9 protein-coding genes and 1 pseudogene are annotated in these 14,846 nt (G+C 65.4%); 3 read left to right on the top strand and 7 right to left on the bottom strand.

Annotation, left to right across the window (positions count from 1 at the left end; genetic code table 11):
• Nucleotide 1: 1 nt before the first annotated feature.
• From H261_RS12675 to H261_RS12665, 3 genes are all read right to left on the bottom strand, one after another.
• A complete protein-coding gene (locus H261_RS12675; protein ID WP_008618055.1) occupies nucleotides 2–1,450 on the bottom strand; it encodes a cbb3-type cytochrome c oxidase subunit I in 1,449 nt (482 codons plus the stop codon).
• Nucleotides 1,451–1,462: 12 nt separating this feature from the next.
• Nucleotides 1,463–2,005, bottom strand: coding sequence for a cupredoxin domain-containing protein (locus H261_RS12670; protein WP_008618052.1), 543 nt, complete (start codon nucleotides 2,003–2,005; stop codon nucleotides 1,463–1,465).
• Between the two features lie 73 nt (nucleotides 2,006–2,078).
• Entirely contained in the window at nucleotides 2,079–2,345 is a 267-nt protein-coding gene (locus H261_RS12665; protein ID WP_152426851.1) for a hypothetical protein, read from the bottom strand.
• Between the two features lie 426 nt (nucleotides 2,346–2,771).
• Between H261_RS12665 and H261_RS12660 the strand changes: the two genes are divergently transcribed.
• Nucleotides 2,772–4,067: an EAL domain-containing protein gene (locus tag H261_RS12660; RefSeq protein WP_008618050.1), complete on the top strand. Its 1,296-nt coding sequence runs from the start codon at nucleotides 2,772–2,774 to the stop codon at nucleotides 4,065–4,067.
• A 2-nt stretch (nucleotides 4,068–4,069) separates the two neighbouring features.
• Nucleotides 4,070–7,078: a response regulator gene (locus H261_RS23380; RefSeq protein ID WP_008618048.1), complete on the top strand. Its 3,009-nt coding sequence runs from the start codon at nucleotides 4,070–4,072 to the stop codon at nucleotides 7,076–7,078.
• 257 nt (nucleotides 7,079–7,335) lie between these two features.
• Here H261_RS23380 and H261_RS12650 read toward each other — a convergent pair whose 3' ends face one another.
• From H261_RS12650 to H261_RS12635, 4 genes are read right to left on the bottom strand one after another with little or no spacing between them, the layout of a single operon-like run.
• Entirely contained in the window at nucleotides 7,336–7,875 is a 540-nt protein-coding gene (locus H261_RS12650) for a cyclic nucleotide-binding domain-containing protein (RefSeq protein WP_008618047.1), read from the bottom strand.
• 20 nt (nucleotides 7,876–7,895) lie between these two features.
• A complete protein-coding gene (locus H261_RS12645) occupies nucleotides 7,896–10,790 on the bottom strand; it encodes an NHLP bacteriocin export ABC transporter permease/ATPase subunit (protein WP_161625030.1) in 2,895 nt (964 codons plus the stop codon).
• Nucleotides 10,791–10,837: 47 nt separating this feature from the next.
• Nucleotides 10,838–13,042 (bottom strand): NHLP family bacteriocin export ABC transporter peptidase/permease/ATPase subunit, encoded by a 2,205-nt coding sequence (locus tag H261_RS12640; RefSeq protein ID WP_008618045.1) that lies wholly within the window; start codon nucleotides 13,040–13,042, stop codon nucleotides 10,838–10,840.
• Complete coding sequence (locus H261_RS12635; RefSeq protein ID WP_081608930.1) at nucleotides 13,039–14,322, bottom strand: NHLP bacteriocin system secretion protein; 1,284 nt, start codon at nucleotides 14,320–14,322, stop codon at nucleotides 13,039–13,041. Before H261_RS12635 ends, H261_RS12640 begins: the two co-directional genes overlap by 4 nt.
• 209 nt (nucleotides 14,323–14,531) lie before the next feature.
• Between H261_RS12635 and H261_RS26050 the strand changes: the two are divergent.
• A pseudogene (locus tag H261_RS26050) lies at nucleotides 14,532–14,846 on the top strand (hypothetical protein); the annotation flags it as partial.

Here is a 14,846-nt window from a genome sequence, read left to right as displayed (position 1 = left end):
GTCAGCGGGCCCCGCCGGCCGGGCCGCTTCCGGCCACCAGCCGAGCCATCAGCATGGTGGTCCCCAGGATCACCAGCGCCGCCGACAGGGCGCCGATGCGGGCCTGGCCGATCCATTCCGGCAGGTACTCGGCGAAGCGGCGCGGCACGCTGGCATGGCCGGAATACAGGAACGACTGGGTCAGGCCGATGCCTCCCGCCACGAAGATCCAGAAGGCGGCGATGCCGAAGCGGCTCGGCATCCGCGCCCCGGCGGCCCGGCCCAGCCAGGAGGCGAAGCCCAGCAGCATGCCCACCTGCCCCAGCAGCAGGTAGCTGTGGAAATGTCCGGGAACCCACAGGGTGTTGTGCATCACCGAGTTGACGATGATGGTGGCGTCGATGATGGCGGGAATCACCCCGGCCGCCCAGCCGAAGACGCCGATGAACAGCAAGCCCGCCGGCAGGTCCCAGCGCAGCCCCGAACGGTAGACGATCATCAGGGCTCCGAAGGCGGTGACCACCAGGATCGGCAGGCCGCTGACATAGGAGAGGATCTGCCCGAGGATCAGCAGCCAGCGCGGCATGCCGAAATCCATCAGCAGGTGGTGGGGATAGGCCGCCAGCACCAGGATGGTGGACATGGTCCAGGCCGCCAGGAACGGCCGGTTGGGCTTCCACGGCCGCCCGGTATATTCCGGCAGCAGCTCATACACGGCGATCACCGCCATATAGATGGTGGCGTTGATGAACACGTGGCCGAAGAAGTAGATCATGTTCTTGGCGACCATGGCGTCGATGGCGAATTGCGGCACCATCAGGTTCACCAGGCTGATCACCAGCACCGAGGCGCCGAACACCAGTCCCAGGGTATTGGCGATGGCCACCATGGTGCTGGCCACCACGGTCGGCGGCGGCGGCTCGGGATCGCTGCCGAACAGGCTGGGCCAGCCGAGCGCCCGGGTCAGGCTGCCGTAGCGGCCGAGAATGGCCCGCACGGTGTCCAGATGGAACAGCAGGAAGCCGGTGCCGATCAGCAGCAGGCCGCCCAGATGGACCGCCGCGGCCCACGGCTCCCACTGCCCTCCGGCCTTGGCCGGCAGGGGGAACAGGAAGGTCCAGGCGGCGGCGAAGCCACCGATGAAGTCGGCGGCCATGATCATGCCCGCCCCGACCACGAAGGTGAGCAGGTTAAGGACGAACACCCAGGTGGTCAGGCGGACATGGCGGCCGAGGAAATACCACAGCACGGCGGCACCTCCGACGCCGGCGACCCCGACCATGCCGGTGCCGTGCACGGTCATGCTCTGGTAGAAGAACTCGGCGGGCAGGGTCACCAGCCCGCCCTGGTTGAGGCGCATGAGCAGTCCCAGCACCATCATCAGCAGGAGCACCGCGCCGAACACCACCAGATAGGCGGCGACCGCCTGCCGGGCGCCCCGGGTCGGAACAAGATTCGATTGGATGATCATCGCCGGTTTCCTTCAGTGGCTGGTGACGGTGAATTCGCCCATCATTCCGTGATGGGCGACGCCGCAATATTCGAGGCAGAGCAGGTGATAGGTTCCCGGCCGCTGGAAGGTGTAGGTCAGGACGTTGGTGTATCCCGGCATGGCCTGGGTCTGGGCCAGCAGATGCATCGCGTCGTCGTAGATGCCGAAGCCGTGGGTCACGTCGGTGGACGTGACCCGGAACTGGACCGGTCGGCCGGCGACGATCTGTCCGGGTGAAAGCTCCCATTGCCAGCGGCTTCCCACCGCCTCGACCACCTGGGCCGGCCGGAACGTTCCCTCGTGGGGCGTCCCGTAGGAGGCGGTGGCATAGGGCAGTTCCCCCAGCGTGAGGACGCTGACACCGCCCGATACCACCAGCAAGACCACGAACAGCACCTTACGGAGGCGATAGGCTCTTTCGACGATGCCGGGATATTCGGCGAACTCGCCCGCTCTGGCCGCGACCCAAAGGAAGCTGAGGGCAACCGCCCCCATGGCGATCAGGGTGATCACCCAGGCAACGTGCTGAACCATTTTGCGCTCCTAGTCAGGTAAATCGGTACCAAATTGCGTGTTTCTCGGCGAAAGAGGCGCCCCCCGGCCAGCCTCAGCGGGGATGTCCGCCCACTCCCATGGCCGGGAACGGCTGCTGGCTGCCGAGCAGGGTCTGCCAGTCGGCCACGTCCGCGCGGCGCCGTTCCTCGATGCGGGCGTTATTGGCGGCGTGAGCCTCGGAAGCGGGGTGGGGATTGCCGATTGCCATGGTCGACGTGCTCACCGACAGGGATTGCGGCGATTTCTGGGTTGCCATGGTGGGAGCGGCGAGGCCGATGACAGCGACAGCCGACAAAAGCAGAGTATGAAGCTTAGACATTTAGCCCTCCATTCGTAGATCTCTATAGATGCATGGCGTATGCATGTTTGTAGCGAACCAAACCAGAGCGCGGAAGTCAACCATGTTGATCGTAGGGAATTGCTGCGAAAGGCCAGGGGGCTTTTATCTATCTGATTGAAAAACATCGATATTAATACGTATCGCAGACCTATTAAAATATAGCATTAGATTTTATAATGCCGTTTGTTGAGTTTTTTATACAAAGGCATATGGGCTGGATCGGCTGTCGCAGGTGGGAAAATTACCCAAGTACTTTAGTCGGCTAACCAACGTCAATGTCAGGAAGAAGGGTGTTCGACACCATGAAGCCCGGGTGTCGATCATCGCCTGCCTCGGCACTCAGTCCGTTGACCGCTTACTTGCCGGCCGGTGATCCCCGGTTCGTTTCCTGGAGTCGGCCCCTCGATGCCCCTATCCCGTTCCACTCCCGCCGCCACCGACAGCTTCCGGCGTCATCATCACCAGATGCGGGAGATGATGGAGCGGATCCACGGAATGCTGGAGGTGACGCGGGTCGAGCGTGATCCGGGAGCGGTGGCCACCATCCTGCGTGAACTGTTCGGCAAGTTTTCCATCCACCTGGCGCTGGAAGACCGCCTGCTTTATCCCAAGCTGCGCGGCTGGCCGGTGCCCCACCTTCAGGCCGTCGCCGATCGCTTCCAGAGCGAAATGGGGGGCATGAAGGCCGAATTCGACACCTATCGCCGGACCTGGCCCGGCCCCCAGGCCATCAGCGCCGATCCCGGCCGTTTCGTCGCCGAGACCCTTTCGGTTCTGGGGGCCCTGGGGCAGCGGATCAGCAGCGAGGATCTCGACCTCTACCCTTCCTTCGAGGCGACCGCCTGTTCTCCCGCGGCCCAGTTCGGGCCGTTCCGGGCGGATGGGGACGACTGGCCGGTTCCCGGCGACGATCAACTGGCCCGGGCGCTGCCCCGGGCCATCGAGGACGGCCGCATCGTTCCGTTCTTTCAGCCGAAATTCGACATTTTCCGCAAGCGGATCACCGGGTTCGAAGCCCTGGCCCGCTGGCCGGACCCCGATTGGGGGATGATCGCCCCCATCCGCTTCATTCCGGCCGCCGAGGAGGCCGGCCTCATCCTGGCCCTGGGCGAGGCCATGCTGGCCGCCTCATGCCGCGCGGCCGTCGGCTGGGCCGCCGGCGGCCATGCCGCCTCCATCGCCGTCAACGTCTCTCCGCATCAATTGAGCCTCGGGGGCGATTTCGTCGGGATGGTGTCCGGGGTTCTGGCGGAGACCGGATTGCCGCCCGCCCGGCTGGAGCTGGAAATCACCGAAAGCGTGATGATGGAGCCGACGCTCCGGGGGGTGATCGACGCCCTGACCGCCATGGGGATCGGCATCGCCATCGACGACTTCGGAACCGGCTATTCGTCCCTGGCCTATCTGAAGCGGTTCAGCGCCTCCACCGTCAAGATCGACAAAAGCTTCATCGACGACATGCCGGCGGCCCTCGACAGCTGCATCCTGGTCGACGCCATCATCCGGCTGGGCCACGGCCTGGGCATGACCGTCGTCGCCGAAGGCGTGGAAAACGTCGAGCAGGTCGAGGCCCTGGAATTGGCCGGGTGCGACATCATCCAGGGATATGCCATCGCTCCGGCCCTGGCCGGGCCGCAGGCGTTCGGATTGCTGGCCAACCAGGGAAGCGCCGAGCATCCCCCCACCGGGATCGGAGGCTAGCCATGGGTGGCCCGGGCGAGATCATGATCACCGCCCTGCTGTCGGCCCTGCTCGCCGCCGGAGGGGTCATGGTCCTGTGGCTGCGCTCGCGCCGGCGGGGCGATAACGGGGGGGCCCGCTTCGCCTCCCTGACCGCCGTGGCGGCCGATGCCGTGGTGACCATCGACCAGAACAGCATGATCCTGTCTTGGAACCGGGGAGCCGAGGCTATTTTCGGCCATGACGAGGCGTCGATGATCGGGCGGCCGCTGCACACGATCATCCCCGAACGATACCGGACGGGTCACGATGCCGGCGTCGCCCGGCTGTGCCGGGGCAGCGAATCGCCGTTCGGGGGCAAGACCCGGGAATTGTACGCCTTGCGCGCCGACGGCAGCGAATTTCCCATCGAACTGACCGTATCCACATGGTCCGGCCCGCAGGGGCGGCTGTTTATCGGGATCATCCGCGACATCACCGAACGCCGCCGGGTCGATGACGCCCTGAGGCAGGCCAAGGTCGAGGCGGAGCAGAACGCGCGCGCAAAGTCCGAATTGCTGGCCATGATGAGTCACGAGATCCGCACGCCGCTCAACGGGATCATCGGCATGCTGCAGCCGCTGCGGCGCAGCCACCTCGACGCCGACCAGAGCGATTGGGTCGAGACCATCCACTATTCCAGTCAGGCGTTGCTGACCATCGTCGACGACACTCTCAGCTTCTCCAAACTGGATTCGGGGCGGCTGGAGCTTGAGCGGGTGGAATTCGACCTCTGGCGCCTGGGCTCGAGCATCACCTCGCTGATGGCGTCGCGCGCCGAGGAAAAGGGCCTGACCCTGTCCATACAGGCCGGCGAGACCGTGCCGCGCCGCCTGAAGGGAGACCCGACCCGGCTGCGTCAGGTTCTGCTCAATCTGGTCGGCAACGCCATCAAGTTCACCGAGCACGGCAGCATCAGCGTGACGGTCACCGTCGTGCGGCGGAACGCCGACGACGTCCTTCTCCACTTCTCGGTCGCCGACACGGGAATCGGTGTTCCGGCCGAGGCCAGGCCCAGCCTGTTCACCGCCTATGCCCAGGCGGACGCCTCCATCACCCGCCGGTTCGGCGGGACCGGGCTCGGCCTGGCCATCTGCAAGAAGATCGCCGACGCCATGGGCGGGCGGATCGGCATGGACAGCCACGAGGGCGAGGGCAGCGTCTTCTGGTTCGAGGCGCCCTTCGAATATCCCGGCCAAGCCTCGGAGGCGGCCCCCGTTCCGCCCGCCGCCGGGTCTCCCGATCTCGACATGGTGCCGGCCCATATCCTGGTGGTCGAGGACGATCCCATCAATCAGAAGGTGGCCGACACGCTGCTGCGGGCCATGGGCCTCAGCGTCGCCGTCGCCGGGAACGGCCGGCTGGCGGTGGCGGCCGTCCTGGGCGGGGAGAAGAACTTCGACGCGATCCTGATGGACGTCGACATGCCCGAGATGGGCGGCCTGGAGGCCACCCGCCTGATCCGAAAAGGGATCGGTGGCGATTATTTGCCGATCATCGGGCTGACCGCCCTGACAGGCGACGAGGATGCCAGGGCATGCCGGGAATCCGGCATGGACGAGGTCATCACCAAGCCGATCGACGCCTTTGCCCTCCACGAGGTTTTGAAATCCCGTCTGCGGGTCTCGCCGTCGACCACCAGCCGGCCGGTTCCGCCGGCGGGTGGCCCGGATCTGCCCGCCGAGCTGCCGCCGTTTGACCTGTCCGCGGCGCTCCGGCGCGTCGATGGCAACCGGGCGCTGCTACGGGACATGATCGTCGGCTTTCACCGGCACCACTCCCAGGCGGCGACCGAGATCCGCCGCCTGCTCGGCAGTGGACGCCGCGACGAGGCGCGGCGCCTGGCCCACTCGCTTCGCGGCGTGGCCGGCGCGCTGGAGGCACCGGCGCTCGCCGCCGCCGCCGGGGAGCTGGAAGCGGCCATTCATCCCGGTTGCCGCGACGTGGACGAGGAAATCGCCGGCCTTGAGGCGGCCTTGCGGCCCGCCCTGGCCAGCGCTGCCTCGGTCGTCGCGGCGGAAGCCGAGCGATGCCCGGCGCCCGTCAATGCCGGCGCCCGGGACACCACGATCCTCATCATCGATGACGATCCCCTGAACGTCCTGATGCTGCGCGAGATTCTCGGGGCGGAGTACGAGACCGTCGTGGCCCCGGACGGCGCCAGGGCGCTTGAGCTGGCCCGCAGCGCCAATCCCGACCTGATCCTGCTCGACATCATGATGCCGGGAATGGACGGCTACGAGGTCTGCGCCCATCTCAAGGCCAACATCGCCACCGCCCATGTTCCGGTGATCTTCATCACCTCCCTGGGCGATGAGGATGCCGAGAGACGGGGATTGGAGGCTGGAGCCGCCGATTATGTCTCCAAGCCCATTTCGGCGCCGATCATCCGGATGCGCATCCGCAATCAGATCGAGTTGAAGAAGGCCCGCGACGGCCTGACCATCCTGGCCGAGGTCGACAGCCTCACCGGGCTCGAGAACCGCCGGCGGCTGGACGAGGTGCTCGACACCGAATTGCGGCGGCTGCGCCGGTCGCAGGGCCTGCTGTCGCTGATCCTGCTGGATGTCGACCATTTCAAGGCCTTCAACGACACCTATGGCCATGTCGCCGGCGACGATTGCCTGCGGCAGATCGGCAGCGCCATCCGGGGGATCGTCAACCGCTCGTCCGACCACGCCGCCCGCTATGGCGGAGAGGAATTCTGCATCGTCCTGCCCGAAACCGACCACCTCGGCGCCATGGCGCTGGCCGAACGTATCCGCGTCGGCGTGACCGGCCTTCGCATCCCGCACCGCGCCTCCTCGGCCGCCGACCACGTGACCGTCAGCCTGGGAGTTCTGACCGTCAAGTGTCGCCTGGGCCACACCGCCAAGGAACTGCTGTCCATGGTCGACGCCCAGCTTTACCGGGCAAAGAGCGAAGGCCGGAATTGCATTGCGGCGGAGCACCGGGCCGCCGGGCCGATCCTCCAGCCCGCGCATTCCCCTTGAAGACCCGGCCGGCCTCGCCCTCGATGGGCGGGTTCGAATGGATCGAAATTCGCCCTCGGTGACGCCCGCTTATTGGACGAGTTTTCGGCGTTTGCAATTTTATTAAATGAAATCAATGCGTTGCCGTCAATGCACCGTGCAGACCATGGCGGCGCGGGTCTGTTCTGTATTGTGGCGTGAATTCAATGGGTTGGTGGAAATTCGGGGCGGTCGGAAATGTCGGGAATCCGCACCGTCGTTCGACCGCCCGGCACCCCTCACTTCCCCAGCAATGTCTTGAGCATCCGCTCGAACCGGGCACCGGCCAGGTGGACGTTGTCCAGCACGTTGAGGTCGAGTTCACCGTCCAGTTCGGTGTCCTCGTCCAGGCTGGCGCCGGTGTCGCCGTAGCCCAGGCGCTGGACGGTGCCGCGCAGGCGGTCGGACAGGAAGGTGGCGATGGCTTTGTAGAAGCGAGCGGCGAAGCCGACGTCGCTTTCCAACCGCGCGGTCAGGGTACTCCGGGGAATGCGCAGCACCAGGCAGTCGCTTTCGGCCGTGATCGAGGCCGATGGGGGGCGCGAGTCCACCAGCGACATCTCGCCCATGATCTCGCCCGAGGACAAGGTGGCCACGTTGCCGATGCCTTTCAGCGACACCGTCATCTTGCCGTCCAGCAGGATGTACATGGAATCGATGGAATGCCCCTCCTCGATCAGCACCTTGCCCCTCTGGATTCGGTCGCGGCTGCCGGTCTTGGACAGCCATTCCACATCGTCGTCGCTGAGTTGGCCCAGAATGAACAGAACCTTGCGCATGACGCATCTCCCCTCGTGTCTCAGGTCAGTTGGCGGCGGGCCAGTTCGCTGAATAATCCATTCTTCGCCATCAGATCGTCGTAATTGCCGGCCTCGATCACCCGGCCGTCCTTCAGCACGTAGATGCGGTCGGCGTCCTTCACCGTGCTGAGGCGATGGGCGATGGCGATGCGGGTCACCGACAGCTTGGACAGGCTTTCGGTGACGATGGCCTGGGTGCGGTTGTCCAGCGCGCTGGTCGCCTCGTCGAAGAGCAGTAGGCGCGGCTTGGACACCACGGCGCGGGCGATCAGCATGCGCTGCACCTGTCCGCCCGACAGGGCGGCGGAGCCTTCGGTCAGCATGGTGTGCATGCCCATGGGCATGGCGCGGATATCGTCCTCCAACCCGGCCATGCGGGCCGCTTCCCAGCAATCGTCCACGGTGGCGTCGGCGGCGCCCTTGATGTTCTCGTAGATGGAGCCGGGCATTACCCGGCCCGCTTGCAGCACGACGCCCACCTGTCGGCGCACCGCCTGGACGTCCAGGGTGCGCAAATCGTGGCCGTCGAGGAAGATGCCGCCGGCTTCGGGTCGTTCGAAACCCAGCAGCAGCTTCATCAAGGTGGATTTGCCGCAGCCCGACGGCCCAACCAGGGCGATGAACTCGCCGGGACGCACTTGCAGGGTCAGGCCGTTGAGCACCCGGGGGCTTTCGTGGTCATAGCGGAAATAGACGTTGTTGACCTCGATGTCACCGGACAGACGGCCCGGGTCCTCCTTGGTGGCATCTACTTCCGGCACCGCTTCCAGCAAAGGCTTGGTGCGGTCGATCATCGGCTTGACGTTGAAGCACTGGATCACCGCCCGCGAGACCTGGGTGAGCGAGCCCATGAACAGGGTGAAGGCGGCGATGAAGGCCAGGAACTGCCCTGTTTCCAGCTTGGCCCCCGCCGCGATGCTCACCACCAGGAAGACCACGGCGAGCGACAGGATGTCCCATCCCGCCATCACCGTGGCGTGCAGGTTGGCGATGCGGCGGCTCTTGGCGGTGCGGGTGCGAAGCTCGGCGAAATTCCTTCCCCACAGCACGAAGGCCCGGTCCTCGGCACCCGCCACCCGCAGCTTCTGGATGCTGGAGATCAGCTGCAGCACCAAACTGACGATGTTGCCCGACAGGGCTTCGCCCTCGAACAGGGTGGCCAGCTGCCGGGCGCCGACCCAGACCGAGAAGCCCAGCATGAGCAGCAACAGCAGCAGTGCCACCAGCGCCGTCATGGGCTGGTAGTAGAACAGCAGGCCCAGGCTGAAGATGGAGAACACACCCGCCAGGAAGGACGACAGGACAAGGCCCGTCATGGCCTTGCGGACCATTTCCACGGTCAGCGTCCGCTGGGCCAGGTCGCCGGTGGAATAGGCGGCGAAGAAGCTGGACGGCAGGCGCAACAGCCGGTCGATGATCCCCGCCTGGAGATGGCCGGCGATGCGTCCCTCGATGCGCAGCAGGGCGACATCGCCGGTGATCTTGAAGATGGTGGAGGCTGCCGCCGCCATGACCAGGGCAAGTCCCACCTGGATGAGTTGGCTGGTGTGGTGGCCGGGAATGATGGTCTGGAACACCGACGAGGTGGCGATGGGCAGCATCATGCCCATGAAGCCGCCCAAGGCACCGGCGGCAAGGGCCACGGCGACATCGCGTTTCTGGTGCCGGAGACCGAGTCGCAGCAGATCCATGGCCGAAAGCGGGCCGTCTGGCAACGGGGCGTAGAAGGTCCAGGCCATGGGGGAAAGGGACACGGCTGTGGCCTCGTCCAGATCGGCCTCCGTGGCCTGGGCGGGATCATGCAGGCGATATCCGCTCTTGGGATCGGGGACCACGGCCAGGGGGCGGCCGTCATCTCCGGAAAAGGCCACCAGCGGCCCCAGATCCTCGCGCCACCACTCGCCGCGCAAGGCCACATGCCGGGCACGGATACGGGCGGCCCGCGCCACTTCCTCCACCGTCAAAGGCCGGTCATCGCCCCGGCGGCGGATCAGTTGCGGCGATTGCTCGATGGTGATGCCGAGCGGGCGGCAGGCAATGGCACAGGCCGAAGCCAGAGCATTGTCGGGGCCAGCGCCGCCCGTCGTGTCGGTCGAGACGCCCACCAGGCGGGCGAAACGGCCGAAGGTGGTGCCCAAGGCATCGGCGATCTTGTCCGCCCGCTTTTCCAGCCGCCAGCCTTCCATCTTGCGCTGGTTGTCCAGGCTGAGGCCGAGGCAAAGCAGATAGGCGTCATGGAACGTCTGGACGTGGCGCCACCAGTTCGACGTGCTGAGCAGGCCAGGGCTGCCATAGCCCGCCACGGCCAATCCGTCCACCGGGGCCAGCCAGGTCTCCGGCGACAGCGGGATCATGGAGATTCCGTCCGCCGCCATGTCAGCGATCCCCATGTAGCGCCCGCTTCCCGCCGCCAGATGAGCCCAGGTCACGCCCTTGTGTCCGGCCACCACCGAGCCTTCCGTCGGCGTCACGTTCGCTCCGGCGATCAAGGGAAGGGGGTGGGCCGAGCGGGGGGCGAAATTGCGGACCAGTCCCGTTCCCATGCCCTCGATCCAGCGATCCAGCAGCCAGGCCAGAGGCAGCTGGGTCGCCGCCGAGGCCGGCGCGGCTGCCAACGTGCTGCCATCCAGGACGGTGGCCGTCGCGCCCCGGCTGACGGCCAGGATTTCCACGTCGGCATGGGCCGAGGCCTGGCCCAGCCCCGCCAGCAATCCTGGCCCCGTGACCGTGTGCAGATGATGGCGGCGCCCCAGTCGGTCGCCTTCGCCCTTCTCGACGGCAAAGACATCGATGGTTCCCGCCTCCACCAGCCATAGCCGCGTCTCCAGGGTCAGCGGTAGTATGCCGTTGCAGACCAGGGACTCGCGCCGTCCCATGGACGTCAGAATCGCCATGGCGTCATTCCAGGCCGAGCGTGCGTTGGGGGCGACGTTCACGTCCATCAACTTTCAATCAGTTTCTTGTAGGGGCCATCGGTCCCGATCATCTGGTCATGGGTGCCGCGCTGGACGATCCGTCCGCGATCGAGGACCAGGATCTCGTCGCAGTCGCGGATGGTGGACAGGCGGTGGGCAATGATGATGCAGGTGCAGCCCCGCCGTCGCAGGTTCTCCACCACTTCCAACTCGGTGGCGGCATCCAGCGCGCTGGTGGCCTCGTCCAGGATCAGGACGGACGGCAGCGCGGCCAAAGCGCGGGCGATCTCCACCCTTTGCCGCTGGCCGCCGGAGAAGTTCCGCCCCCCTTCCGAGACATGGGAATCATAGCCCTTGGGCCGGGCCGCGATGACGTCGTGGATGGCGGCATCCTTGGCGGCGCGCACCAGGCGCTCGTCGGGAATGGTCTCGTCCCACAAGGACAGATTGTCGCGGATGGAGCCTTCGAATAGGGCGATGTCCTGATCGACGATGGCGACGGAGGAGCGGAAGATGTCGCGGGGGATGCCCTGGGGCTGCCGTCCGTCGAACAGGATCTCGCCAGACCAGGGCTGGTAAAGCCCCGACAGCAGCTTGCCCACCGTGGACTTGCCTGATCCAGACCCGCCGACCAGGGCAAGGCGGGAGCCGGGTTCCAGCGTCAGGGAAAAGCCTTCCACCAGCGGCGGGTCGAGCGGTGAGAAGCCGAACACCAGATCGCGAATCTCAATGCGGCCGGACAGGCGCGTTTCCCCATCCATGGTGGCGGCATCCGCGTTCCCGTCGAATTCGGCATCGCGGCGATGGCGCAGAACGTCGTCCAAGCGGTTGATGTTGCCCTCGGCCTCCTGCAGGCTGCCGCCCAGGGCCACCAGGCTTGTCACCGGCGCCTGGAAATTGGCCATCAGCATCTGGAAGGCGATCAGCATGCCGATGGACAAGGCGCCGTCCATCACCTCCATGCCGCCCACCGTCAGGATGGCGGCCGAGCCGATGCCGCCCAGCAGCAGCGGCACCGTGGACAGGAACAGCCGGGCCCGGGCCAGTTCCTGTTCGGCGGTGACCACCTTGGCGTGGTAGGCGGCGATGCGCGAGAAGAACAGCCCCTCCATCCCCGCCGCCTTGAAACTGTCGATGATGCCGATGTTCTGGGTGGTGATGCCGGTCAGCTTGCCGCGATCCAGCATCAGCTTCTGGTTGGCGTCGGACAGGCGCCGCGACACCAGGGCCAGCGCCGCCAGATTGCCGACGGCGAAGGCGATGCCCAGAAGGGTCAGGACGATGCTGTACTGAAACATCAGCAGGGCGAAGATCACCATGGTCAGCATGTTGAGCACTGACGTGGCCAGATCGCCGGAAATCAGCTGGGCCACCCGGTCGTTCATCTGTACGCGGGTGCCGATCTCACCGCCGAAGCGCTGGGCGAAGAAGCCCACCGGCAGGCGCAGCACATGCCACATGAACCGGGATGAGCCCTCCACCGACAGCTTGGTTTGGAGCTTCAGCAGATGCTCCTGCTGAATCCAGGTGATGGCCATGCGCAAAAGCGCGGTGGCCACCATGGCGCCCAGCAGCGGCCATAGCCAGGTTTCCAGCTTCTGGATCAGGTAGTAGTCGATGAACACCCGCGAAAAGGACGGCATCAGCAGTGACGGGATCGACAGGCCCAGGCTGATCAGGATGATATAGGCCAGGGCGGCGCGCACCCCCGGCAGGCGGGATTTGAGGCTGCCCACCGCGCCGGGGCGGCTGCCGCCGGGGGCGAAGTCGGGGCCGGGCTCGAAGGCCAGGGCGACGCCGGTGAAGCTTTCGTCGAATTCCACGTCCGAGACCACGCGGGGACCGGTGGCGGGGTCGTTGAGGAAAACCCGGCCTTCGCCGAATCCCTCGACCACGATGAAGTGGTTGAAGTTCCAGAATACCACCAGGGGCAAAGGCAGCTTGCGCAAGCCTTCGGGCTCCATCTTGAAGCCCTTGCCTTTCAATCCGAAATTGCGTGCCGCCTTGACGATGTTGCTGGCCTTGGACCCGTCGCGGGTCACGCCGCAGGCGTAGCGCAGTTCCTCCAGCGGGACGAAGCGCCCATGGTAGCCCAGCACCATGGCCAGGCAGGCGGCCCCGCACTCCACCACCTCCATCTGCAGGACGGTGGGGGTGCGCACGCGCGTTCCCTCCTCCTTGCGCCACAGCCGGCGCACACCATTCAGTGCCTGGCGCAAGGTGGCGTTCATCGGTCGAGCAAGGCCTCCAGCGGGGGAATGGCGAGGCTGATGAGGTGGATGCTGCGCACCGTGATCGTCGAATCCGCCAGGGTGCTGGTGTTGATTTCCGCCTCGGGGCCACGGGATGACGACCACTTGAAGCCGGTGGGCGTGGCCGGATCGCGCTCCAGTTCCACCACCACCTCGAAGGGGGCGCCGCCGCCCGACAGCGATGTTACCAACTGCTGGTTCTTCAGGATGCGCATCATGCCCTCGGAGGTGGAGGGAATCTCGGCCACCGCCTTTACGTGGCCCATGATGAAGCCGTATTCCTCGCGCTTGACCGTGCTGGGCGCCACCTGCACCGGCATGCCGGGACGGACCTTCTTGCCGTCGTTGGGATTGACGTAGACCACCGCGATGAGGTCGCCCCCCTTGGCCTGGGCGGCGCTCTCGCTGCGGGCGGGCAACAGGCTGAACAGCGCCTTGCCTTTGTCGACCACCTCGCCCTGGTTGACCTTGAACTCGACGATATCGCCGGAATAAGGGCTGATCACCGTCGATTGCCGGGCCAGACGCTCTTCCAGCGCCTCGATCTTGCGGCTGGCGGCTCCGATCAGCATTTCCTTGTCGAGCAATTCGCGCTCCTTGCCGATGGACAGGGTGGTCTCGTCGCGTTCCACCTGCTTCAACTCGTTGGCGGCCTTGGAGCGGGCCTCGACGGCGCTGTTCAATTCGATCTTGGTGTTGATGTAGCGGTTGCGATCGATGTACTGCTTGGCCAGAAGTCCGGCCTCGTTGCGCTCGCGCTCGCTCAGCCAGTGGATGCGGTCACCCAGGTGGCGCAAGGTCTCCTGGATATCCTTCTTCTTCTGGGCCAGCAGGGCGATCTGTACCTTGTTGTCGCGGCCCTGGAACTCGATGATCTGTTGGCGCTGGCGGTGCAATTCACCCAGTTCGGCCTTGGCTGTGTCCAGATCCTGCCGCACGTCGGGCTGCTCCAACCGGGCGACCAATTGTCCGACCGAAACTCGTTGCCCCGAGCGCACAAGCAATTCGGTGATCCGGCCGCCATGCTCGGACGAGACGGTCAGCACGCCGCCGGGGCTGATCAGGATCCCCTGGGCGGAAACCTTGACGGGAATTGTTGCCACCAGGCTCCAGATGAGCGCCGTGACGATCAGGACGGCGACCGAGCCGGCCATCAGCCAGGACAGGGGCGAGGTTACCCGCATGACCTGATCCAGTTGTTCCGGCGTGGAGAGTCGCTCCAGCGCTACCTGCCGAAAGATAGACTGATTGGTCGACATGCCCGAGCCCCATAACGTTATCAAAAATTTATCAAATTTGAGTTTGTAACGATATGTGTCCTTGTGCAAACATACTTACAGCTTATGCCTCGGTGGGCAAGCGCAACGAGATTTTTTACTATATCGCGCAACGCTTCAATTGCGCCGCAATATTAGAGTTACAGGAACAAACAGGATACGGGAAACACCCTAGTCTTTGGAGAGGCAAAATGTCGAGCAAGCCAATGGGGACGGAAATTTCGGACAAGGACCTGGATCAGGTCGTTGGCGGGTCTGGAGATGTGCCGCAGGAACAAGCGCCCATGGATGCCGCTAATTTCGTCGAAGCGCCGCCGCCGGCTGGCGCTCCGAATATGGCGCCGCCGCCCGATGGCTTCGCGCCGCCGCCCGGTGGGATTGAGGGACCGCCCCCGGCGAGTGGCCCCGATACGGCGCCCCCCATGGAGCAGGTTGGGGGATTCAATAATGTCGAACCTCCAGTTGGAGCTCCTCCCGCGCTGAACGATCCTTCCGGTGACGATGCT

It is taken from the genome of Paramagnetospirillum caucaseum (assembly GCF_000342045.1).
Classification (GTDB): Bacteria; Pseudomonadota; Alphaproteobacteria; order Rhodospirillales; family Magnetospirillaceae; genus Phaeospirillum; species Phaeospirillum caucaseum.
Note: the sequence above shows the minus strand (reverse complement) of the source record. Positions and strands in the feature narration are given on the sequence as shown.